The organism is Ignavibacteria bacterium (genome assembly GCA_025612375.1).
GTDB lineage: Bacteria > Bacteroidota > Ignavibacteria > Ignavibacteriales > SURF-24 > JAAXKN01.
In genome coordinates, this window is sequence record JAAXKN010000043.1 from 13,024 (window position 1) to 35,538 (window position 22,515).

The following is a 22,515-nucleotide window of genomic DNA, read 5'->3' on the forward strand; positions in this document are numbered from 1 at the left end:
GAAAATATCTTTATTTCTGCAGACAGTTTATTCTTTTTATCTGTTTTTTAATTTTTAAGCCCCCTGAAGGTTCTTCTTAAGGAGGGCAGATTACGAGGAAGTTAAATGATTTTGTTCTTAAAACTTGACGCTTCTGAAAAGGAAGTTGAGAAGGTCAAGGAAAAAGTCGCTGCTCTTGGCTGCACACCGCATCTGATCTATGGTACTGAAAAACTTGCTATTGCACTTACAGGCCCTACTACAAGTCTCGACGAGGAGGAATTCCTCCTGCTGGATTCCGTCCAGGAAGTGCTCAGAATATCTAAAAAATATAAACTCGTAAGCCGCGAGGCTAAACGGGAAGATTCAATAATTAAAATTGACGGCGTTGAAATAGGAGGGGATAACCTTACTATGATTGCAGGCCCCTGCTCAATTGAAAGCCGCCAGCAGCTCTTTGATATTGCAGGTGCCTTAAAGGAAATGGGCATAAGACTCTTCCGTGCAGGCGCCTATAAACCCCGCACCAGTCCTTACGCGTTCCAGGGACTGAAAGAAAAAGGGCTCGAATACCTTTCGGATATTAAAAAAGAACTCGGTATGCTCATCGTTACAGAAGCCAAGGATACGGAAACACTGGGCCTTGTTGCCGAGGTTTCTGATATAATACAGATTGGCGCAAGAAATATGCAGAACTTCAGCCTCCTGGAAAAAGCCGGCTGTTTACAAAAACCCGTTTTATTAAAACGCGGCCTTGCAGCTTCAATTGAGGACCTGCTCATGAGCGCAGAATATATCCTGGCTCAGGGCAATTTTGACGTCATCCTCTGCGAAAGAGGAATAAGAACATTTGAGACGTATACCCGGAATACACTGGACTTAAATGCCGTTCCGGTAATTAAAAAACTCTCGCACCTGCCTGTGTTTGTGGACCCGTCGCACGGAATCGGAATATGGGATAAAGTGCCCGCCATGTCCATGGGAGCAGTTGCATGCGGGGCAGACGGACTTATTATTGAAGTCCATAACAAACCGGATGAAGCCCTTTCAGACGGATTCCAGAGCCTCACACCCAAGAACTTTGAAAAACTTCTGACAAAGCTTTCACAGCTGGCTCCCATTGTGGATAAGAAATTCGTAAGGGGTTTTCAGGAAGCTCACTAAGGCTTTTAGATTATAAAAAAAGGGGCAGACTCTCTTATAAAGTCTGCCCCTTTTCATTTTTAAAGGTAAATATTCTTAGAATATGAAACCGACGCCCGCGCCGACTGTGCTGAATTTTGCAATGTTGTAGTCAACATTCAGGTTTAAGAATGCGAGCTTGAATGCCACGCCCAAAGTAAGCTTTGCTGTGTTTTCACCTTCAAGATCAAAAGAAATCTTGTCTGTGCGGTTAACTTCATTTCCGTTAGCATCCTGTATTGTATACATGTAGTCATATTTTACTGACATTGTTGAACTCTGGAGTGAAAATCCTGCATACGGGGTAACATTCAAAGCGCCCGGTCCGAAAGTTCTGCTGGCATAAAGGCCGTACTCGGTAGCTTTGCTTTCAAGAATATCGCCAACCTTCAGGTTCTGTGTGAAGAACCCGACAGATAAGTTTACCGGTATGGGAGCCGGAATCCACTGGCCGATATTGTGCTGAATACCGAAACCGAAGTATTTTGATTCACCCAGGTCTTCGCTGAGCTTTATAGCAGGCAGATAGCGGAATGCAACCTGTGTTCCATAAATTGTACCAACTGTAAGCTGAGGAGCACCAAGAGGAAGTAATGGTATGTTGTCCATAACGCCGCCTAAACCAAGGACAATCTTGCGTGCAGGTACATTATAACTGGCTCCGTTGATTGAATACTGCTTTCCTGAAAAGTCGATAGTGATACTATTCTCTTTTGTAATTTCATCATATTTCTTACCAACAACCGTAGGTCCCGAGAAACCTACCTGGAATTTGTCGCTGGTAAGCCTGCCGATGATCTGATTTCTGACCTGTGCATTGCTTATGCTCTGCGTCATCTGCTGTGCCTGCTCTACTGTAAAAGTATAGTCGCCGGTAAAGCTGAAATTCTTGTTTGCATCATTGAACATTGCACCCATTGCAACAACACCCAGCTGAATATCTACTCCCCATAATTCAGCCTTCGGTGCTCTTGTTGTCCAGCCTGTATTCAGGTTGGCTCCAAATCCGCTGCCGATTGGCCCTAAATAAGCCTGGGCAGCCTTATTTGAAAGCTTGTTTAATGTTTCTTCAAGTGACTGTGCGTTTGTTGAGGTGAAAAAAATAGTTGAAAATAGCAAAAGAGCTGTAACACGTAATACGAACTTCATAGGACCCCCCTATAATCAATGATTGGAAAATATGAAATTTTAATTACCTGGAAGCCCGGAATAATTCATGGCGTAAATTCTTTCCGGGTGTTTAATAGAATTTGAAATTAAAAATAGGGAGTATCTTGTCAGTTGTCAAGCCCTGCGGACAAATATCTTACTTTTTTTAATGAAAAAAGATGTCATTAATTCAAAATTTATATCGGGAACTCACCATTTAAGAGGCGGGGAAGAAGGGGATTAAATATCCTGTATGAAGCCCCCCAGAGCTTGTAAGGGCCCACCTTGTAAAAAGCGATCCTTCTTGCTTCAGGCCACTCTTCAAGGCGTAACATCTCTTCCTGGTGCGATTCCGGGCGCGCAAGATCCTGAAGGCTTACATCAATGACCTCGGAAACCTCGCTTTCCTGAATTATCCATTTATCCTGAGGTTTAATATGGGCCAGGAAAGGCTTTATCCTGAAATTGGACGCCCTTACTTCAACCTCCGGCAGTCCTGTTAAGATCTTTACATTGCTGCTTTTGAGCCCGATTTCTTCTTCGCCCTCACGCAGGGCGGTGTGCTCTAAAGATATATCAGTCTTTTCCACCTGACCTCCCGGAAAAGCCAGCTGCCCGCTGTGAACGCCGTGCAGACTTCGCCTTATAAGGATTATCCTAAGTTCCTTATTTCGTCCTCTGAATACAGGAACAAGAACTGCTGCATCTTTTAACTTGTATGTACTGCTAAACAAAACTTCTCTTTCTTAATAAGTAATTAATATACTAAAATTCCTGTTTCCATTCAGCAGCTTTTCCTGGCAGCCTCAGCTTCCCGAAAACCCTTTAATTGGTTTACTTTTTGCCGTCGTGATGTATGTTGAAAAATACGGTCGCAATAGGGTAATTGCTGATATTTATTTCATGCAGCACCGGGCCGCCAAGTGCTCTTCGCATCCATATATCCACGTTTACAGTATCCCTCTTACCGGCCTCCTCGTAAATTAACTTCCCATTGCCGGGAGTGCTGAACCGGAAATCAATTACTTTTTTATCTGAAAAGAAACTTTGCAGAAGGTCAGATGCCTGTATATTGGAAATATCCCTGTATAACGAATCCTGCAGGCGCATGGTTACGGGTGAACTTAAAAGGTCATCCATCGCCTTGGGATTACCTGCACGGAAAGCATTTGTAATTCTGTCTAAAGAGATTTGTACGTCACTTGGAACGAAAAAACTTTGTGCATGAATGATTACTGGAAGAGATAAAAACAAAAAGAGCAGAAATAACTTCTTCATTTTAACCTCCGTTGGGATTGGAAATCAGCTTATAATTTTATTCCAATTAGAAAATAAATAATTTCATACAGAATGCAAATGCAAAGTTGAATCATTATTCAAAATATTTATCTGGCTGCAGAGGGCTATTTTTGTCCTCCACCATAACGGGTAAGTTGGAAACTGGGGGTTTTTGACATGTGAAGTCAGTGGTTTTAACCTGAAAACTTTTCTTAAGCCGCAGCAAAGGCTTTTCCATCAGGTAGTATGAAACTGAAGCAATGCCAAGCGTTATTATGCTGCCCGAAAAAAGTATTGAAAGTTTTGAATAACCCCAATACCGCATTACCTCAAAAACCGGATCGTGCCAGAGATAAACACCGTATGATATGCTCCCCACCCAAACAAGAGGCTTTGAAGTCAGAAACTTTTTAATCATGCTTTTTTCATCTGAAACTATGTGCAGTATCAATACTGCAGTCAGAAATTCAAGCAGAAAGCTCACCCAGAAGAACATGTTGTGGTTGCTCCAGCTGATATTAAAGAGAATTACCAGCGGTAAAATAAAACCGGCATATGCCGGAGATTTCAGCCTTGAAACTCTTTTTGTCCATAATCCCGTGCTGCGTATTATGGCAGCAGCGCATCCGGTTAAGAGTGCATCGGCTCTTGAGTCCAGCCCGTTAAAAATCCTCTCTGCTGTGTGTCCTGAGTATGTCAGATATATCCTGAGAAACCACGAGAAAACGGAAAGAAACAGCACAATATTTAGAATTCTCTTTTCCCGCCTTACATACCTTAACATTATTATGAGCACTAAAGGCCAAAGCATGTAAAACTGCTCCTCAATGGAAAGCGACCACGTATGTGAAAGGAGCCCCATTTGGTGTAGATTAAAAGCCCTGACCCAGTTGGCTGAATAAAAAAGGGTAATTATACTGCTTGTCGTATCAGTATGCGCGGGGCCTCTGAGCTTTAATGCCTGAGCTGTCAGTGTAACAACAGCAAGCATTAGAACAAGGGCGGGGAGAAGGCGCAGAATTCTGCGCATGTAAAAGTATTTAAGATTTATTCTGCCTGCTTCAGAAGCTTCTGAAAGAAGAAGCGAAGTAATCAGAAAACCGCTCAGGACAAAGAAAATGTCAACCCCTGTAAACCCGCCCCTGAAACTTGGGATCCCGGTGTGGAAAAGCATAACAAGCAGTATTGCCATGCCGCGCAGGCCGTCTAAGCCGGGGATGTATCTGATTTTAGTGTCCCGTGGATTCATCAGGTAATAATTTTTTTAATAGCTGCCGTAAATATAAGACTTTTTACTGAAAGGAAAGAAGGGGGGAATTAAAGGGAATGCCGCAGACCCATAAATCAGGCCTGCGGCAGTATGCTTATATTATATCTCCTCAAGCTCTTTAATTTCATCTTCCGACAAAACTATTTCATGAGCGTTGAAGGTTCCTTTTACCTGCTCTGAGCTTCTACCACCTACTATTGCAGCAGTAACAGCAGGGTTTTTAAGTGTCCATGCAATTGCAATTTCGCCGGCGCTGGCGCCGTCGTGCCTTTTGCCAATTTCTTTTAACTTTTCCACAACTGACAGATTGTGACTCAGGCGGGGTTCCGTAAAATCCCAGCTCCTTTTACGCCAGTCGTCTTCCGGAAGCCTTTTAATCCTTTCGCGTGTCATTGCCCCGGCTAAAAGTCCTGAAGCCATGGGGGAATAGACAATTACTCCTATTCCTTCTTTCCTGCAGTAGGGGAGTATCCCGCTTTCAACATCACGGTTTATCAGTGAATACGGGGGCTGGAGCGAAGTAACAGGTGCTATGCTTTTTATTCTCTCTATCTGGGCTATATTGAAATTCGACAGGCCGATCCAGCGCACCTTTCCCTCATTCTTCAGATCGGCCATGGCTCTCCATGCTTCTTCATTTTCAGCTTCATCCTTGTCGCTTGGCCAGTGAATCTGGTACAGGTCTATACTGTCAGCATTAAGCCTTTTAAGGCTTGCCTCGCATTCCCTGCGTATTGAGTCAGCCTTGTGACTCCTGTGCATTCTGCCCTGTTCATCGCCAATAAGGGCGCATTTTGTAAAAATATACGGCTTTTCACCTTTCCAGTCCTTTAATGCCTGAGCAACAACTTCTTCCGAATGCCCGAGGCCGTACGCCGCAGCCGTATCGATCCAGTTGATTCCAAGCTCAAGTGCCGTGTGTATGGCCTCAATGGACTTTCTGTCGTCCTGCTCGCCCCATGCAAATTCCCAGCCCGGGCCGCCAATTGCCCACGCGCCGAAGCCTATGCGGGTAATAGACAAATCCGAATTACCAAGTTTGTTCTTTAACATATTCTTCCCCGATTAATATTCAATTAGAAATTAAAAATTAAAAAGTGAAGAGCAGCTGTCATCCAAATTTCTAAAGATACGCATCCAACTCCGCCCCTCTGACCTTGGACATTGGACTTTGGACATTGGACCCTCATCTTAAAAGCACCATTTTTACCGTCTTCTCAAAATGCCTCGTTCCCTGGGCACTGAAGCGGCAGAAGTAAATTCCGCTCGGACATCTGTCTGCATCCCATTGAATGCTGAAATTTCCGGCCTTTCTTTTTTCATCAGCCAGCGTTGTAACTCTCCGCCCGATTACATCAAAAACCTCCACCTTAAGGTAAGAATCCTCCGGAAGAGAAAATCTTAGCGTGGTTGAAGGATTAAATGGGTTTGGATAGTTATTGCTCAGTGAGTATTCCTTAATAACGGCTGCTTCTCCTGTCATTTCATGGATGTTTGTGGTACCTCTGAATTTCCCAATTGCAACTGCGGGCTCAAATATGCACTCGGTACTGTTAAGGCTTCTGTCAAAGATAACCACCTTCAGGTCCAGCGCCGTCGAATCGAAATTAGTCATTGATGAAATATCTGCCGAATAGTAGCTCCCCAGAAATGAATCCTCGGATATTTTAACGGTATTGAGCCTCTTCCAGGCAGTCTCTCCATGCAGCCGGATGAATATCTGTGTCGAATCATCAAATACAGGCATTATATACGGCATATAGTCCTGATCCAGCAGGTAATCGCAGCCTGCAAGGAATACGCTGGCTTTTTCCCCTTTTTCAAGCCTGCTTTCAGGAATTCCCAGCGAATTTCTGACCTGCAGGGACCTGATTAACGGGGGATTGGGATCTATGAGCGAAAGATCGTATCTGCAGTTCATTACTGAATGGGCCTCATATCCTTCAATATAATAGGGAATATTTGAAAACTCCGTCCTGTACTGTTTTTTGCTGACTGCAACGGTACGAGCATCCGCCAGCGTATCCTGCACAAGAAGATTATTCCCGTCAAATATTTTATATACAGTGTGCCCGGCCAGCTCCAGGTAATGTTCCTGCAGCTGTCCAAAAAAATTTGGCTGGGGCATTATGACCTGTCCCGCACTTAAGTTGTTGATATTATTATGAAATCCGTCAGGATAGATGAGCCAGTTCTTGAGTGAAATTGTGCCTCCTGCTTTTGTAAGCATAATATTGCGTGAAGGCTTCTGCGGGGTAAATAAGCCCACGTTCCCGTCAAAAACCGAAAAAGGAGGAAGATCTATTGCAAAAGTTACCTCTGAAAAATGCGATACCCTTTTCCAGAGTGCTTGACTTCTTGAATCAGCAATTGAAATTGCCGTTGCGGGCTGAAAATCATGCTGCATCGCTCCGCGTCCCGGGAGGTAAACTTTCCCATTCCATTTCCTTCCTGAAAGCTCGTAGCTTTCAAGGTAATTCCCCCCGAATGTTACAGAATATTCATCAATCAGCTTAAGTCCGCCGATAAAGAATACTTCCGGCCTTGCAATATTAAAAGGTATATCCAGAGACACATTTTCTTCAATCAGGTCGTTGTATTCATTAGTCAGCTCTTTCGGCCCTTTAATTTCATTTATGTGAAAGTCCGCCACGCAGACGCGGTTGTCACCGGATGCAATAACGCCTCCGATATTAATCTTAAACCTTCCTGATACATTTGAGCATTTGAAGATTCTCCCGGTTGAGCTGAAGACCGTGATTATATCCTTAAATGACGATGAATCTGGAAAAGTAACCTGGTAAACCCACGTCGAATTTTCCCCCTCAAAACTATTGCCGTCCTTGTCCTTTACACTTAAAGAAATATTATTCAGTGCATCCTCCGGACTGACACTTATTGTATCTGAACCCCTCAGTACAAGGTGCTCTTTTACAATTAACTTTAACGTATCGCTTTCGGCAGAATAAAGTGCAAAAAGGTCGTATATACCCGGGGGAACCATCAGTTCAGCCGAGGAACCTTTCCACACAGCTTTATCGCTGCCGAAAGACTGCCTGCTGTCTGCAAGGTAGAAACGTGTTCCTGTGGACTTGAAATTCATGACCAGCCTTGCCGCCTTCTCAAATGCCCACGGAAGGTGCAGTGTCTCTGAGGAGGACTTTATAATAACATTTCCCGAAAATGACTGCGATGCCGTTACCGGGTCGGGCAGATGATTGTTATTGAGCTCCAGCCTGAAAACAACCGCTGCGGATGCGCCGGGTGCAAGTGTGAATTCCTGGGGAAATGCCTGAAGATGCATTGCGGGAATAATGCCGCTGAAAGAAACTTTGTAACTCTGTACACCTTTTGAAATGTTTTTAACCAGGATTGTATCAGGTTTTATCCACGTTCCATCTTTTAAGTTGTCCAGGCCGAAACTTAAACAGCACGGGTTAAAAAGTGTTGAAACCTTTGCTGCCTTTAATACATCAATCCTTCCGGCGCCCTGCGACATTACTTCTTCATGAATGTCTTTTGCCGTCGACATAAGGGCCGACTTGATATCCATCGGCCCCCAGTCACGATGGATGCTTTTAAGAAGTGCACACGCTCCGGCAACGTGCGGTGAGGCCATCGAGGTCCCGGAACTGTAAACGAAGCCGCCATCAAGGCATACAGACAAAATGCTCCCTCCCGGGGCAAGCAGCTCTGGTTTTATGCAGGAATTGCTTTTGTTCGGGCCTCTGGAGCTGAAGGATTCCAGGTGATCATATTTGTCTGAAGCACCTGTGGTAATGGCAAGTTCCGCGGTGCCGGGACTGCTGATAGTGTTAAATATTCCGCCTCCTCCACTATTTCCCGCTGCAACGCAGCAGACGAGGCCAAGCCTTACGGCGTTGTTGACTGCTGTGGACAATGCGTCTTCAGGATACCCCGGTCCTCCCAGACTTAAATTTACAACGTCTATCATATCATCCGGATTCCCGTCCTGGTTGGGGTCCAGTGCTCTTTCAAGCCCGCAGATAACAGTGGATTCCATTCCGCCGGAGCTGCGGCTGAGTACTTTCAGGGCCATGAGCTTTGCCTTGGGGGCTACGCCCTTTAAGAGGCCATCGGCAGATGCAATCCCGGCAACGTGCGAGCCATGCCCGTTATCATCCATCGGGTCACTGTCACCGTTGTAGCAGTCGTAGCCCCCGATTACCTTGTATCCCGGGCCAATGCCTCCGCCTAGAGCCGGATGCAGGTAGTCAATTCCCGTATCCAGAATTCCTATTACAATACTGTCGCCTCCGGTTCCAAACTGCTGCCAGAGCGAATCTGCCTTTATCAAAGGGATGCTCTCCTTAAGAAGCGCTGAAACCTCAATATCCGGGTAAACCTTCTTTACGTAGGGGAGGCTGTAGAGTGAATTTGCTACAGCTCTGGGAAGCGAAATGCTTACACCATTAAAGACCCGGTAGAATTCATTTTTAATTTCAGGGATGGAGGCATTTATTCCAAAACTTCTGGTATAGTTTCCAAAGAGCTTTAACAGGTCGTTTCTGAATGTGCTGAATTGTGAAGTGTATGCCGGCTTTGATAAGCCTCTATGTGCCGAAGTTTTTGTGAAAAACAGAGGAGCTGACTTAAATTCAACTATGACATTGAGTTTTTCCGTAAGATTGACGTCTTCAAGATTTACACGGTTGTCCTTTGTCCTTGTCAGGCTATAGACATGCCCCGTTTCATTGGGAATTATTATGTTTTTCGATGGATTATCTTTATCGCCAAAAACACGGCGGAAACTATGCTGGGGCATCAGATCAGAACTGAAAAAGATAAGCAGCAGAATAACGGCAAAACGGACCTTCATCTCCACCCCCGCAATTAAGGCAGGAAACATTACTAAATTTTACACGGGATAGACCGCATTAAAATATTAGTATAAAGAATCTGCCTTATTAGCAATTCCTTAGTGTATGAGGTAAAGAAAATGGTAGAATGCCGTATTCTGCGTCACATCGCAGGGGCAAAATGGAGGGATAAATAAAAAAGGGGCAGAATGCTGCCCCTTGGAAAACTGATTTTTTTAGCTGCAAATAAGCTCTGAAGGCATTTTATTCAATTACCGCCGGCTGCTGCACTTTTACCAGGCTGATAACATCTTTTATTCCATTCCTTTCCCTTAGCATATAAAGGAAACTGAATACTGAGAATATTACAACGCCTGCTATAATGTTAAACTCCGACGTTATTAAGATAAACAGGCATAAATATGCCAGCTCCATCACCGGCTTAATGGTTGAGCGCAGGAACTTTATCTTCTTAAGATATAACTCTGAAACAAAACACCTGAAGAGCATGGCCGCTACCGTGCTGAAAGCAATGCTCCAGATCGTGTTAAATGTAAAGAATAATATTGACGCAAGGAAAATGAATAACAGCACGCTGCTTACATTTTCTATGAGTAATGCTTTTTCTTTTCTTAATGTATTATAAAAAGTATTGTATAAAAGGCTGATTTTTGTCTGAAGGTAGGCCACAACAAAGAGTAAATTCAAGTAGGAAAGTACATCACCATACTTGCTGAAATACCTGCTGACTACCCAGTAAAATGGGAAATAAACCAAAAGAGTCAATATGTTGAAAAGCCGCGTAAATGTGTCTACTTTCGAATAATAACCGGGTAGCATGTCAGATGAAACCCTCTTAAGCGTCGGATAAAGTACAAGACTGAATGCAGTGATTACAGTCAGTACCATGGCTGTAACCGATATTCCGAATGAATAAACGGCAAAATCTTTTATGTGTCCCCAGAACTGAATGATCATTCTTCCGCAGCCGATTAAAAGCATTCCCAGCAGGTTGGCAATCAGCAGTTTTACTCCAACACGAATGTTCTTCTTGAACTCCATCCACCCTTCAGCAAGAGAGACATCTCTTCCATACAATAAATCTTTGCACTGCAGACTGATGAATGCCAGAACCAGTATGCCCCCAATAAAATCCACGGTAATGATTGTTCTGTAATTGTTGTCATTTATTACAACCATAAACAATATTGCCATCATAACCAGCACTTTATTTGCAACAGAATATACACTGTATTTCTTCATCTGATTGGTAATCTGCAAAACAAATATAAAAACAGTGTTCAGTCCCAGCACAAATATATTCAATGCGGAAAACAACATCGCGTAGCGTACATCCGGATCAGTAACACCAATTGTAATGGAAAGTGCCGAAACTGCCGTAAACAGCAGTAACATAACGGTATAAAGCCAGATGGAGGACCTCATCTTCCTGTGTGGTAGCTGCTCATAGTTGTACTCGCCGTACCTGAGATAAATTCCATCGTTAAAACCGAGGGCAAACAAACCTATATATGAAGAGTAAAACACATAAACCTGATAATAACCGAAAGCATTTACATGAAAAAACAGGGGAAGAATCAACGAGCGGGCCATTCCGATAATCAGAATCAGCATCTGTGAACTGAATACGTATGATATATTTCTAAGTAAGGATTTTTTTGACATAGTCCTGAGTTATTATAAATTATGAACCGGTCACCTTGATTCATAATTTTTTAGTAAATAACATGGAGAATTATAAATTTAGAGTGCCGAAGACATCGGATTTTTCTATCCTTGCGTTTTTTAATTAGCAATTTTAATAAAATAATGACTCAAAAAAAAGGGAATTGTTGCAGTTTTAAAGATATGGAAGCTCAGGAGACAATGCTCCTGCCCCCTGAGCTATTTAACTTTCCGTCGGCCCTGCCTGCACCCGGGCTGCAGCACCTTGGACTACTTACGTATCGTAAAGAAAAAGGTCGTGCCTTTGCCCGCTTCGGATTCTATCCAGATTTTCCCCCCGTGGCGCTCAACTATCTTTTTGCAGACCGCAAGACCGATACCGGTGCCAGGATATTTTTCCCTGTCGTTTAAACGCTGGAAAAGCATGAATATCTTCTCCGAATACTCGGGATCAATGCCTATGCCGTTATCTTTTATACTGAATTGCCAGACTTCACTCTCTTCCTGTGCACTGACCTCAATTACCGGGCTCTCGTCTCCTCTGAACTTTATGGCATTCCCTATTAGATTCTGGAAAAGCTGTCGGACCTGCGTGTGATTTGCTTTTAGAGGGGGCAGGGGACTGACTTTTATATCGGCATGACTCGTTTCAATTGCAACTTTAAGGTCGGTCAGAACTTCAGTCATTACAATATTCAAATCCACAGTCTGCATGTCTTCCTTGCTCGTGGCTGTGCGGGAGTAATGCAGAAGATCCTTAATTAAGGTCTGCATACGCTGCACACCTTCAGTTATATAGTTGATATACTGGTCGGCCTTGGCATCCAGTTTTCCCTCGTAACGTCTTGTAAGAAGCTGCGAATAGCTGCCGATCATGCGCAGCGGCTCCTGAAGGTCATGCGAGGCGATGTAGGCAAACTGTTCAAGCTCGCTGTTGGACTGCTCAACGTCCAGCAAAGCCTTAACCAGCTCCTCTTCAATTCGTTTCTGCGCTGTTATATCAAACCTTATTGCCAGGTATTTTGATAGCTTTCCTTCACGGTTTGTAAGGGGGACAATTGTGGTATCCACCCAGTAGTATGACCCGTCCTTAGCCCGGTTTTTAATCTGCCCTTTCCATACCCTGCCGTTTGCAATGGTACGGTACATATCTCTGAAGAACTCCTTCGGGTGGAAACCTGAGTTTATTATGCGGTGATTCTGCCCAATGAGCTCTTCCGGACTGTATTTTGAGATCTCGCAGAATTTTTTGTTGATATAGGTAATGGTACCCTTAATGTCTGTGATTGCAACAATTGCTGCTTCATCCAGTGCGAATTTAAGGCTTGCCAGCTCATAGGAAGTGTCGCTTAAACTTTCCTTAAGCTCGCTAAATCCGGTGAGATTTTCGTTAATGTTATTTATCTCTGAACGCATTATTTGTCTTTCTTTCAAATTTATGCTGCCAAAGGCAGGAATTTAACTGAAACTACCCTCTTTCAATAATGCTCAAATCCGCAATTAAAATAAAGATACTCTATCCTATTTGCAAGGGAAAAAGAACATCAATTAAAATTTAAAAAGTAAAAATTAAAAAGCAGAAGAATAAGAATTCTTCAATTTAATATTGCTAATTAATATACAATAATGTAAATTTTGTACGAAATAAGTAAATAATTATTAAAAACGTATAGATAAACATGCCATTTGTATCACAAATAACCGATAAGCCCAGGAAATTCCGGCAGATATTCTCAACTGCCGAGGAATTGTTCCAGAAATACGGTTTCCGCCGCGTGACAATTGAGGAAATCTGCCAGAGGGCTTCTGTCAGCAAAATGACTTTCTATAAGTACTTTGCCAATAAGGATGAACTAATAAAATTTATGATGGAAACATGGTTCAGGGAATCGGAAAGAATTATGCGCGAAGTGATGGAAATGGAGGTACCCTTTAATGAAAAGATACTCCTGCTGCTGAAACTTAAGGAAGAATACTCTCAAAAACTCAGCCTGGAATTCTTTGCCGAATATGTTAATCCTGAAGGGGACCTGGCGCTTTTTATTAAGGAATTTTATCACAAAAGTGTTGCCGTGTTTATTGATTTTGTAAAAAAGGCCCAGGAAAAAGGTGAGGTAAGGCGCGATATAAAGCCTGAGTTCTTAATTGCCGTACTCAATCAGCTCCTGGAAATGGCTAAAAATCAGGACCTGGTCAAACTCTATCCGAGTGTGACCGATTTTTCTCTGGAAGTCAATAATTTCTTTTATTGCGGTATTCTGCCGCTTGAAAAGGCACAAAAGTAATGCCCGGCTACCATGTAAATAAAATGGATACGGCTCTGGCGCTTATAGCTGTGCTTATGCTTCTTGGCAGAGTAAATGCACAGAGCCTGGAATTCAAAGGGCAGCTCTCGGGCTGGGGAACCGGCATAAGACTACAGGATAAGTGGGAAAAGGATTTGGGACTGCGCTACATACCGCAGCTAAGCTATTCCTATAACTTAAATGAAGACCATCTTCTTAATGCCGAGGTTCTGCTTAACTCCTATTTTGCAACCGACATAAATTCAAGCACTTACAACGCAAAGCTTTACAGGGCAATTCTGCGCTATACAGGCCCCCAGTCGGAAATCCAGGCGGGACTGCAGAAAATAAATTTTGGCCCTGCACAGCTTCTGCGCGCCCTGATGTGGTTCGACAGCGTTGACCCGCGCGACCCCCTGAAACTGACCGAAGGCGTATACGGCCTCAGATACAAGTACAGCTTTATGGATAACTCGGTCCTTTGGCTCTGGGCCCTGTACGGCAATAAAAGTCCTAAGGGCTTTGAAGCCTTCCAAAGCCGCAGGGATGTTCCTGAGTTTGGCGGAAGAGTGCAGCTGCCCGTTCCTTTGGGCGAGGTTGCGGCAACAATCCATTCAAGAGAGGCTGAAGAGGGCACTTATAGCTACAGGGAAAACCGCTATGCCTTGGATGGGCGATGGGATGTTGGCGTTGGGCTATGGTTTGAATCGGTACTGCAGAATTCCAGGGCCGCTCTTCCCGGCTTCAGATGGCTGAAGCTCCTTACTCTTGGAGGCGATTATACATTCCCTCTGGGAAACGGGATCTATTTCCTTTTTGAACATATGTACTCTGCTTCCTCGGACAAGATTACCTCCCTCAGCAGCGAAGGCCACGTCTCGGCCCTTATGGCTACTTATCCGATTGGCACACTGGACAACCTTGCCCTGCAGGAGTATTATAGCTATTCCGATAAGAAACTCTACCAGTATTATCAGTTTCAGAGGACATACGACAATTTTATAATAAATCTTGCTCTTTTTCATTACCCTGAATCTTCCGGCAGTCTCTTTATGAGCAGGTCTATGCCTGCTGCCGGCTACGGATTACAGCTAATGGTAGTTTTTAATCATTGAACCATGGGGAATATTCAATGCAGAATTCTGAGATCATAAAAGTACGCAGCTTAGTCAAAGATTATACAATGGGAAAACAGTTCTTCCGGGCCCTGGATAACGTTAACCTTTCAGTCTGCGGCGGTGAATTTACAGGCCTCATCGGACCAAGCGGATCCGGAAAAACAACCCTTCTGAACATCATTGGCGCTCTGGATAACCCCACGCATGGGGAAGCAGTGGTGCTGGATAAAAATGTGAATGCGCTAAGCCAGGCTGAGGCTGCCCTCCTCAGGAATGAATCTATAGGATTCATATTCCAGACATATAATCTTCTGCCTGTCTATACCGTCTTCGAGAACGTGGAATTTCCGCTCCTTCTTCTTAAAAAAAGCAAAGAGGAAAGGGAAGAGGCTGTTATGAAAGCCCTCGAATGGGTAGGCCTTTCGGGTAAGGCAAAGTCAAAACCGAATCAGCTCTCAGGCGGCGAAAGCCAGAGGGTTGCGGTTGCAAGAGCAATGGTTAAACTTCCAAGGCTGGTCCTTGCCGACGAGCCTACGGCAAACCTCGATGCGGCAAATTCCCATAATATCCTTAAAATGATGCTTAGGCTTAACGAGGAACTGAATACAACGTTCATCTTTGCCACACACGACGAGAAAGTGATCGGCTACCTGAAAAGAAAAGTTGTGCTTAGTGATGGAAAGATTATTGACGACCTCAGTCTGACAAAGGAATGATATTATGTTAATATTAAAATTAGCTTTCAGAAATATTACCCATGCGGGACTTCGTTCCTGGCTGAATGTGTTTGTCCTCTCGTTTGCCTTTGTAATGATAGTTATGACTGAAGGCCTTTACGACGGCATGCTCCAGCAGGTCAAAGACGCAATTATCGATTCCGAAATCGGGGGCGGACAGTTCTTCCAGAAGAACTATGACCCTTATGACCCTTTCTCAATTGAAAATTCACACTCGAAAATTCCTGAAAACCTGCAGAACGAAATTAAAAATGGGAATGCCGCGGCGGTTCTTATTGTTAGCGCTGCAATATTCCCGAAAGGGCATGTACAATCGGCTCTCCTGAAGGGAATAGACCCTATGCAGAAAATAGTAAAAATGCCAACTTGGCTGCTGAAAGACAGCGACACGGCTTCAATTCCGGGACTAATCGGTTCAAGAATGGCAGAAAGCATGGGTCTGCAGGCGGGCGACTACCTCAGCATCAGGTGGAAGAACATAAACGGGACCTTTGACGCCGCAGATGTCAGAATCGTTGAGGTAATGAATACAGATGTTCAGTCCATCGACCGGGATCAGATCTGGGTCCCTCTTAATTCGCTGCAGAAAATGTACCGCGCGCCTGATGAGGCAACTATCATAACACTGAAGAAAAATATCAGCTTTTATCCTTCAGGAGGGCCCGATTGGGCCTTTAAGAATCACGATTATCTTCTTAAGGACCTTAATAACACCGTTCAGCAGAAAAAAACCACGGCTTCATTCATGTTTATACTCCTTCTCGGAATGGCTCTTCTTGCAGTCTTCGACACGCAGGTCCTTGCTATTTTCAGGCGGAGAAAGGAAATGGGTACACTCATGGCACTCGGTATGACCAGGTGGAATGTAATTATGCTCTTTACACTGGAAGGCTGCCTCCTTGGCATTTTGGCATTGATCGCAGGCGCTGCATACGGTATACCCTTACTCGCATATTTTGCCCGAACGGGACTTAATGTTCCTCAGGTGGCAGGGCAGGCGGGTATTTCCATCGGGGCGGTTTTGTATCCTAAATACGGCCTTCAGCTTTATGTTATTACAAGTTTAATCCTTTTTGTCTCCGTTGTTGTGGTAAGCTTTCTGCCCACACGCAGAATTACAAAGCTTAAACCCACAGACGCTCTCAGGGGGAAGATAGCATGATTAAATTTTTATTTAAAGGGTTGCTTCGCGACCGCCATAGAAGCCTTTTCCCCATTATTGTTGTTGCTCTTGGAGTACTCCTTACAACGCTTCTTTACTCTTTTATGAGCGGAATGATGAATGACCTCATAGATTCCACGGCCAGATTCGATTCCGGACACCTTAAGGTTATGACTGCTTCCTATCACGAACTGGAAAATCAGCTGCCGAATGACCTTGCCCTTACCTCTGTTGAAAGCCTGCTAAGTACACTGAAGAAAACTTATCCTGACTATGAATGGACACCCAGAATAAAATTTGCGGGACTCCTGGACGTGCCGGATGAAAACGGCGAAACAAAATCACAGAGCCCTGTCTTCGGCATTGCAGCTGACCTTTTCAATAAAAATAGCCATGAGGCTGAACGCCTCAATCTAATGAAGGCTCTTCTCAGAGGCCGTATCCCTGATAAACCGGGCGAAGTACTCCTTAGCGATTCTTTTGCGAAAAAACTGGGCGTGGGGCTTAACCATAAAATAACACTCCTTTCCACAACTTCCGGCGGGGCAATGGCTGTGCAGAACTTTGTTGTCTCTGGCACTGTGGCCTTCGGTATTACTGCTATGGATAAAGGCGCAATGATTGCAGACCTGTCCGATATACAGTTTGCTCTCGAGATGCCGGACGGCGCAGGGGAAATTCTGGGCTACAGCAGAAATAAATTTTACGAATCTGAACAGGCCGGAAATATTGCCGGGGACTTTAACCGTAAATTCTCCAAACCTTCAGATAAGTTTTCACCCCTGATGCTGACTCTTGAGGACCAGAACGGAATGAGGGAATATATCAAATATGCTGACTCCATGGGTTTAATTATTGTCGGAATTTTCCTCATTGCAATGTCGGCCGTACTCCTTAATGCCGGACTCATGTCGGGCATTAGACGCTACGGTGAAGTTGGTGTCCGCCTGGCTCTTGGTGAAAGAAAAGGTCATATTTATAAAACTCTCATTTATGAATCAATTCTGATAGGCCTTACAGGATCTTTCATCGGGACTTTTATAGGCCTTCTGATTGCATATTATTTTCAGCAGGCGGGCTTTGATATCTCTGGATCACTTAGGAATTCATCAATTATGATGTCCAACGTCCTAAGGGCAAGAATCAGCCCTGCAAGCTTTTATATAGGGTTTGTTCCGGGACTTATTGCTACAACCCTTGGAACGGCGCTTTCTGGAATACAGATCTTTAAGCGTCAGACTGCACAATTATTTAAGGAACTTGAAGCATGAAAACGTTAACAGCTATTATTGGAATATTATTTTTATCCCTCGGCATTATTTCAGCTCAGACTCCCGTAGGAGAGGATATATTAAAACAGATAGATAAAAACATGGTAGTCGATAAGGCTGTAAGCCAGACTACAATGATCATTCATGGCCGGGCGGGAACGCGGTCTGTTAAGGCAAAAACCTGGACACAAGGGCGCGATAAGGCCTTTGTGGAATATACCGACCCGCCGCGTGAAAAAGGAAAAAAAATGCTCAAACTGGGCGACCAGATTTGGAATTATATTCCCGAACCGACCGACAGGATCATCACAATCTCAGGACATCTTTTAAGACAGTCTGTTATGGGCTCCGATCTTTCATACGAGGATATTACTGAAAACAGAAAGCTTACCGACATTTATAATGCAAAACTTAAAGGCTCGGAAAAACTTCAGGGCAGGGACTGTTATGTAGTGGAACTGACGGCAAAACAGGAAGACGTTACATACTACAGCCGGAAACTCTGGGTCGACAAGGAAAAATGGCTTCCCTTAAAAGAAGAAAGATATGCCAGAAGCGGCAAGCCCTTAAAGATGAGCGAGATTACGGAAGTAATGCGCGTGGATAACCGCTGGTATCCAAAAAAGATGACTTTCCGCGACCTCATGCAGACGGGCAGCGAAGGGACTGAATACATAATTGACTCAATTGATTTCCACATCAGTATCCCTGAATCCCGGTTTACAAAGGCGGCACTTAAGAAGTAACAAAACCCTTTTTCTTGCCGGCGGGATCTGTAAAGCCCGTTTGCAAAGTTGACACTAAGTAGACTCCATTCAGAGCGCCGGCTCCCCGGGAAAGGGGACTGACGCTCTGAAATTGTGGCGAATTATTTTAATTCGTCAGAAGAACCTTCAATGCATTTTCTTTTGCCGCGTTTCCAAACGTATCGTATGCTTTCATTACATCACGAAGCTGGAAACGGTGCGTAATAAGCTTCCCTGGCTCCAGCTTTCCTGATGAAACAACCTTCAATAGCATGGGAGTTGTTACTGTGTCAACCAGGCGCGTGGTGATCGTGATATTATGCGACCATAACTTTTCCAGATGCAGTTCAACACTTTTACCGTGTACGCCGATATTGGCAATGTGACCGCCGGGAGCAACAATCGACTGGCAGATTTCAAATGTCGGGGGTATGCCCACGGCTTCAATTACAACGTCGGCGCCTTTTCCGTTTGTCAGCTTCATAACCTCTTCAACTGCATTTTTACTTACAACTTTTGTTGCCCCGAATGCCTTTGCAGTCTTAAGGCGGTTCTCATCCATATCTATCATTATAACTTCTGAGGGAGAATAGAACTGCGATGTCAGCAGCGCCGCCAGGCCTATCGGTCCCGAGCCTACAATGGCCACAGTATCTCCCGGCTGTACCTGCCCGTTAAGTACGCCGCATTCAAACCCTGTAGGTAATATGTCGCTTAGCATTACAAGAGCTTCCTCCTCCACATTGGGCGGGAAGTGATAAAGGCTCGTATCGGCAAAAGGAATTCTTACCTTCTCTGCCTGTGTGCCGTCAATTGTATTGCCCAGTATCCATCCGCCGTTTTCACAGTGCGAGTACATCCCTTTCTTGCAGAAAAAACAGGTCCCGCATGCTGTAATGCAGGAAATAAGTACCTTGTCGCCTGCTTTGAAATTTGCAACTGCCTTTCCGGCCTCTTCAACTATTCCCGTGCCTTCGTGCCCTAAAATGCGGCCGTCTGTCACAGTCGGCACGTCACCTTTCATTATATGAAGGTCGGTTCCGCAAATGGTCGTCTTGGATATTCTGAGAACTACATCTTTGGGGTCAATAATCTTCGGGTCCGGTTTCTGCTCCCACGCACGCTTGCCCGCTCCATGATACACCAAAGCTTCCATACATACACCTCCTTTCTTAATAAATTATGCACACACATTGGATTATATATATTTTCAGAAATCTCCACAATTCCCGATTTATGCCCCCTGACAGACCGAAAGCAATATTATAACTTTTGAAAAACTGCCTGCATTACCCTGAACTTGTTCTCAGCCATTCCTTTCATTACATTTTTCAGCTTTTCTGCCGCATTTTCACCAAGAATCAATGGAAGAATTGAATATTTATTCTGGCATTATTTATATTTAATACTTACAGAATTTCTCTGATTCAGCTTAAACCAGTACAGCTCCGCCCGCGACGTCTAAAATGACCCCTGTAATCCATGAAGATTCTTCCGATGCCAGGAAAAGTGCAGCCTGAGCAACGTCTTCAGGGCTGCCCAGCCTCTTAATAGGATGCCATTTGGCCATTTCCTTCTGCATATCATCTGATATCCACTGCTTGTTCCGTTCAGTCATTATTGTTTCAGGAGCTATGCAGTTAACTCTTATGCCCCAAGTCCCCAGTTCAGAGGCAAGATGCTTTGTCATAACCTGTATGCCCGCTTTGGCTGCCGAATAGGGCACGGGCGACTTTCCGCTTGTATACCTTGCTGCCGCAGAGGATATGGTTATTATATTACCCGTCTTGCGGGCTTTCATTGCCGGAAGAAAACTCTTTATTGTAAGAAACGTTGCCGTAAGGTTTGCCTCAATGGATGCACGCCACCCGTCCTCCGGTATCTCTTCAAAAGCCATGGGCTTTGTGTGGCTTCCTCCTGCATTTGCTACCAGTATATCTACATAACCAAGTTCCTGCTCTATTGTCCGGCGCATGGAATCTATCTCGTCATATTTTGTCACGTCAGCCCTCAGGTGAATTACATTCAGGCCTTTGTCCGATAGTTCATTTCTTAATGAGGCCAATGCATCCTTGTCCCTTCCGTGCAGCACAACCTTTGCCCCTTCACTTGCAAACAGCCTTGCAATTGCACTTCCGATACCATGTGAACTTCCTGTCACCAGTGCAACCTTATCCTGCAGTTTTCCCATAACACTTCTCCTTTCTTATCAAGTTTTGAAATGCTTTTTTATAAAACAATGAACCGGATATTATATATTCAATAACTAAAAGAATGCATGACAATGTTGAAAGGGAACTCTGAATTGTTTATACTGAAATAAGATATCTGATTTAGAGATTTATTTGAAAGCCGCATAACCTGGAACTCATGGATATGATAAGATACGAAAAGGGCACAGTTGTTCTTCACTACCGCGCAAAGAATGACTGATAATTCCGTGCTTTACGGGTTATCAGCGCTGAAAGTATCACCGCCTTCCTTCCTCTTTATTCCAACTGACTCCGGTATTGGAAATTGGAATAAAGTTCTTTAACTTTTGAGGCCGTTTTGATGAAATGTTCTATCAATAAATAATTTCCCTTCAGCCTTATGAAAAGTTATCTCTCTCTATTCCTTTTTGTAATAATTGCCGCAATGCTTTTCTATTCATGCGACGACCTGGTTTATTCTCCAAAGGAAAAAAATTATGTGAACGTTCCGGTGCCGGATGTAAAAATGTCCATTAATCTTGATCCGGTCAGCGATACTCTTTATGTTTCCGGAACAGTGGACTTAAAATATAAAATCAATATTTCCGGGGGGACCTTCTCAAAAGCTATTCTTTATATAGACGCAGTCAAAGTTGGCGAATCCACTAATTTGGAAAAGTATCCGGCATTCCATAGTGAGAAGTTCAGCAACGGCAAACACATCATGAGACTGGAAGTATGGGCACGTACCTACAGCGGCAGCCTTGCCGATAAATTAGGATCTGAATTCCTGGTCTGCAGCCGTTCATTTTACATATTTACCGATAACCACGATGCAATTTAAATATGCGGGCTATAGCTGACCCGCTGCTTATCTTTCAATTCAGTATAATGATTATGCAAACAATTAAATTATGTAACTAAGACACCGGAAATCTGTATATGCCAATAAAAGCCATTTTGATAATACTTTGCGCTTTATCTTTGCCAAAGAACCTTTTTGCCCAGAAGTCATATTTCGTCAGGGCAAAGGCTACATATAACTTTTTTGCTGCTAATGACCTCAAAGCTGCGCAGCAGGATATGCAGAGAAATCTGCGCGGAGTGGGGGCCGAGACTCTTGAATCCTTTCCTCCTTATTTCGGCATGCAGTTTCAGTTTCTCATGCCTGTAAAAGATTCATCGGAGGTAAATGCCGGCCTGTATTTCGAACAATTTTCTACCGGGGGCAGAATTCACTACGAGGATTATTCCGGTGAAATCGGCTTCGATCAGATACTTTCCTCCAATGCTTTCGGCATTATGATTGAAAAAAATTACAAATCCAAAAGAAGATTAAACCTGAGCCTGAATTTGGGAGTATCACTGATCTGGACCTCTTACACCTTAAAAACCTACGGGCGGATTTTCGATCAAAAAGAATCGGAGTCTGTAACATATGACGGCATTACAATAGGATTTACTCCCGGCATTACCTTGTTCCGTGAGATTTCCAATTTCACCGTATTTGGGAGTGTTGGGTACCAGATTTGCCTGCCTTCAACATTTAAATATAATGGCGCTACCGTCAGAGTAACGATATTTGAAAATACAATTAGTCCGGGAATTTACGGCCTTAGGCTGGGTTTCGGATTAGGCTA

Annotated in this window: 19 protein-coding genes; 9 read left to right on the top strand and 10 right to left on the bottom strand. The window is 44.0% G+C overall.

The genetic code is table 11. The features are described from left to right. Positions 1-105: 105 nt before the first annotated feature. Entirely contained in the window at positions 106-1,143 is a 1,038-nt protein-coding gene (gene aroF, locus HF312_18340; GenBank protein ID MCU7522181.1) for a 3-deoxy-7-phosphoheptulonate synthase, read from the top strand. Positions 1,144-1,218: 75 nt separating this feature from the next. Here the strand turns inward: aroF and HF312_18345 are convergent, their stop codons facing one another. From HF312_18345 to HF312_18380, 8 genes are all read right to left on the bottom strand, one after another. Continuing rightward, positions 1,219-2,310 (bottom strand): hypothetical protein, encoded by a 1,092-nt coding sequence (locus tag HF312_18345; GenBank protein ID MCU7522182.1) that lies wholly within the window; start codon positions 2,308-2,310, stop codon positions 1,219-1,221. A gap of 197 nt (positions 2,311-2,507) precedes the next feature. Beyond that, positions 2,508-3,044, bottom strand: coding sequence for a CoA pyrophosphatase (locus HF312_18350; GenBank protein ID MCU7522183.1), 537 nt, complete (start codon positions 3,042-3,044; stop codon positions 2,508-2,510). A 100-nt stretch (positions 3,045-3,144) separates the two neighbouring features. Continuing rightward, positions 3,145-3,588: a DUF4783 domain-containing protein gene (locus HF312_18355; GenBank protein ID MCU7522184.1), complete on the bottom strand. Its 444-nt coding sequence runs from the start codon at positions 3,586-3,588 to the stop codon at positions 3,145-3,147. A gap of 94 nt (positions 3,589-3,682) precedes the next feature. Beyond that, positions 3,683-4,837 (bottom strand): acyltransferase, encoded by a 1,155-nt coding sequence (locus HF312_18360; protein ID MCU7522185.1) that lies wholly within the window; start codon positions 4,835-4,837, stop codon positions 3,683-3,685. 120 nt (positions 4,838-4,957) lie between these two features. Beyond that, positions 4,958-5,911, bottom strand: a complete 954-nt coding sequence (locus HF312_18365) for an aldo/keto reductase (protein MCU7522186.1) — start codon at positions 5,909-5,911, stop codon at positions 4,958-4,960. 133 nt (positions 5,912-6,044) lie between these two features. Next, entirely contained in the window at positions 6,045-9,698 is a 3,654-nt protein-coding gene (locus HF312_18370; GenBank protein ID MCU7522187.1) for a S8 family serine peptidase, read from the bottom strand. A 244-nt stretch (positions 9,699-9,942) separates the two neighbouring features. Next, entirely contained in the window at positions 9,943-11,364 is a 1,422-nt protein-coding gene (locus HF312_18375) for a hypothetical protein (protein MCU7522188.1), read from the bottom strand. Positions 11,365-11,634: 270 nt separating this feature from the next. Beyond that, on the bottom strand, positions 11,635-12,780 hold the full coding sequence (locus HF312_18380; GenBank protein ID MCU7522189.1) for a PAS domain S-box protein: 1,146 nt from the start codon (positions 12,778-12,780) through the stop codon (positions 11,635-11,637). 263 nt (positions 12,781-13,043) lie between these two features. On the opposite strand from HF312_18380, the gene HF312_18385 reads away from it, so the two are divergent. From HF312_18385 to HF312_18410, 6 genes are read left to right on the top strand one after another with little or no spacing between them, the layout of a single operon-like run. Beyond that, the gene (locus HF312_18385; GenBank protein MCU7522190.1) at positions 13,044-13,649 is read left to right on the top strand and encodes a TetR/AcrR family transcriptional regulator; all 606 of its coding nucleotides are present in this window, start codon (positions 13,044-13,046) and stop codon (positions 13,647-13,649) included. Next, positions 13,649-14,764, top strand: a complete 1,116-nt coding sequence (locus HF312_18390) for a hypothetical protein (GenBank protein ID MCU7522191.1) — start codon at positions 13,649-13,651, stop codon at positions 14,762-14,764. Before HF312_18385 ends, HF312_18390 begins: the two co-directional genes overlap by 1 nt. A gap of 17 nt (positions 14,765-14,781) precedes the next feature. After that, positions 14,782-15,483: an ABC transporter ATP-binding protein gene (locus HF312_18395; GenBank protein ID MCU7522192.1), complete on the top strand. Its 702-nt coding sequence runs from the start codon at positions 14,782-14,784 to the stop codon at positions 15,481-15,483. Between the two features lie 4 nt (positions 15,484-15,487). Further along, a complete protein-coding gene (locus tag HF312_18400) occupies positions 15,488-16,666 on the top strand; it encodes an ABC transporter permease (protein MCU7522193.1) in 1,179 nt (392 codons plus the stop codon). Further along, positions 16,663-17,937 carry an FtsX-like permease family protein gene (locus HF312_18405; GenBank protein ID MCU7522194.1) on the top strand — a complete coding sequence of 425 codons (1,275 nt, stop codon included), beginning with the start codon at positions 16,663-16,665 and terminating at the stop codon, positions 17,935-17,937. Before HF312_18400 ends, HF312_18405 begins: the two co-directional genes overlap by 4 nt. Next, entirely contained in the window at positions 17,934-18,683 is a 750-nt protein-coding gene (locus HF312_18410) for an outer membrane lipoprotein-sorting protein (protein ID MCU7522195.1), read from the top strand. The genes HF312_18405 and HF312_18410 overlap by 4 nt, the downstream gene beginning before the upstream one ends. Before the next feature lie 127 nt (positions 18,684-18,810). Here the strand turns inward: HF312_18410 and HF312_18415 are convergent, their stop codons facing one another. Together HF312_18415 and HF312_18420 are read right to left on the bottom strand one after the other, a co-directional pair. Next, positions 18,811-19,839, bottom strand: coding sequence for a zinc-dependent alcohol dehydrogenase family protein (locus HF312_18415; GenBank protein ID MCU7522196.1), 1,029 nt, complete (start codon positions 19,837-19,839; stop codon positions 18,811-18,813). Between the two features lie 276 nt (positions 19,840-20,115). After that, complete coding sequence (locus HF312_18420) at positions 20,116-20,874, bottom strand: SDR family oxidoreductase (protein ID MCU7522197.1); 759 nt, start codon at positions 20,872-20,874, stop codon at positions 20,116-20,118. Positions 20,875-21,275: 401 nt separating this feature from the next. Here HF312_18420 and HF312_18425 point away from each other — a divergent pair, with 401 nt between their 5' ends. Together HF312_18425 and HF312_18430 are read left to right on the top strand one after the other, a co-directional pair. Beyond that, entirely contained in the window at positions 21,276-21,719 is a 444-nt protein-coding gene (locus HF312_18425; GenBank protein ID MCU7522198.1) for a hypothetical protein, read from the top strand. Between the two features lie 98 nt (positions 21,720-21,817). After that, a partial coding sequence (locus HF312_18430) for a hypothetical protein (protein MCU7522199.1) occupies positions 21,818-22,515 on the top strand: 698 nt, incomplete at its 3' end.

Excerpts from the sequence above, each read along its gene's own strand:
- HF312_18345 (MCU7522182.1), bottom strand. The coding sequence starts at position 2,310 with ATGAAGTTCGTATTACGTGTTACAGCTCTTTTGCTATTTTCAACTATT.
- HF312_18385 (MCU7522190.1), top strand. The coding sequence starts at position 13,044 with ATGCCATTTGTATCACAAATAACCGATAAGCCCAGGAAATTCCGGCAG.
- HF312_18405 (MCU7522194.1), top strand. The coding sequence starts at position 16,663 with ATGATTAAATTTTTATTTAAAGGGTTGCTTCGCGACCGCCATAGAAGC.
- HF312_18410 (MCU7522195.1), top strand. The coding sequence starts at position 17,934 with ATGAAAACGTTAACAGCTATTATTGGAATATTATTTTTATCCCTCGGC.
- HF312_18395 (MCU7522192.1), top strand. The coding sequence starts at position 14,782 with ATGCAGAATTCTGAGATCATAAAAGTACGCAGCTTAGTCAAAGATTAT.
- HF312_18365 (MCU7522186.1), bottom strand. The coding sequence starts at position 5,911 with ATGTTAAAGAACAAACTTGGTAATTCGGATTTGTCTATTACCCGCATA.
- HF312_18415 (MCU7522196.1), bottom strand. The coding sequence starts at position 19,839 with ATGGAAGCTTTGGTGTATCATGGAGCGGGCAAGCGTGCGTGGGAGCAG.
- HF312_18420 (MCU7522197.1), bottom strand. The coding sequence starts at position 20,874 with ATGGGAAAACTGCAGGATAAGGTTGCACTGGTGACAGGAAGTTCACAT.
- HF312_18400 (MCU7522193.1), top strand. The coding sequence starts at position 15,488 with ATGTTAATATTAAAATTAGCTTTCAGAAATATTACCCATGCGGGACTT.
- HF312_18380 (MCU7522189.1), bottom strand. The coding sequence starts at position 12,780 with ATGCGTTCAGAGATAAATAACATTAACGAAAATCTCACCGGATTTAGC.
- aroF (MCU7522181.1), top strand. The coding sequence starts at position 106 with ATGATTTTGTTCTTAAAACTTGACGCTTCTGAAAAGGAAGTTGAGAAG.
- HF312_18360 (MCU7522185.1), bottom strand. The coding sequence starts at position 4,837 with ATGAATCCACGGGACACTAAAATCAGATACATCCCCGGCTTAGACGGC.
- HF312_18390 (MCU7522191.1), top strand. The coding sequence starts at position 13,649 with ATGCCCGGCTACCATGTAAATAAAATGGATACGGCTCTGGCGCTTATA.
- HF312_18355 (MCU7522184.1), bottom strand. The coding sequence starts at position 3,588 with ATGAAGAAGTTATTTCTGCTCTTTTTGTTTTTATCTCTTCCAGTAATC.
- HF312_18370 (MCU7522187.1), bottom strand. The coding sequence starts at position 9,698 with ATGAAGGTCCGTTTTGCCGTTATTCTGCTGCTTATCTTTTTCAGTTCT.
- HF312_18375 (MCU7522188.1), bottom strand. The coding sequence starts at position 11,364 with ATGTCAAAAAAATCCTTACTTAGAAATATATCATACGTATTCAGTTCA.
- HF312_18425 (MCU7522198.1), top strand. The coding sequence starts at position 21,276 with ATGAAAAGTTATCTCTCTCTATTCCTTTTTGTAATAATTGCCGCAATG.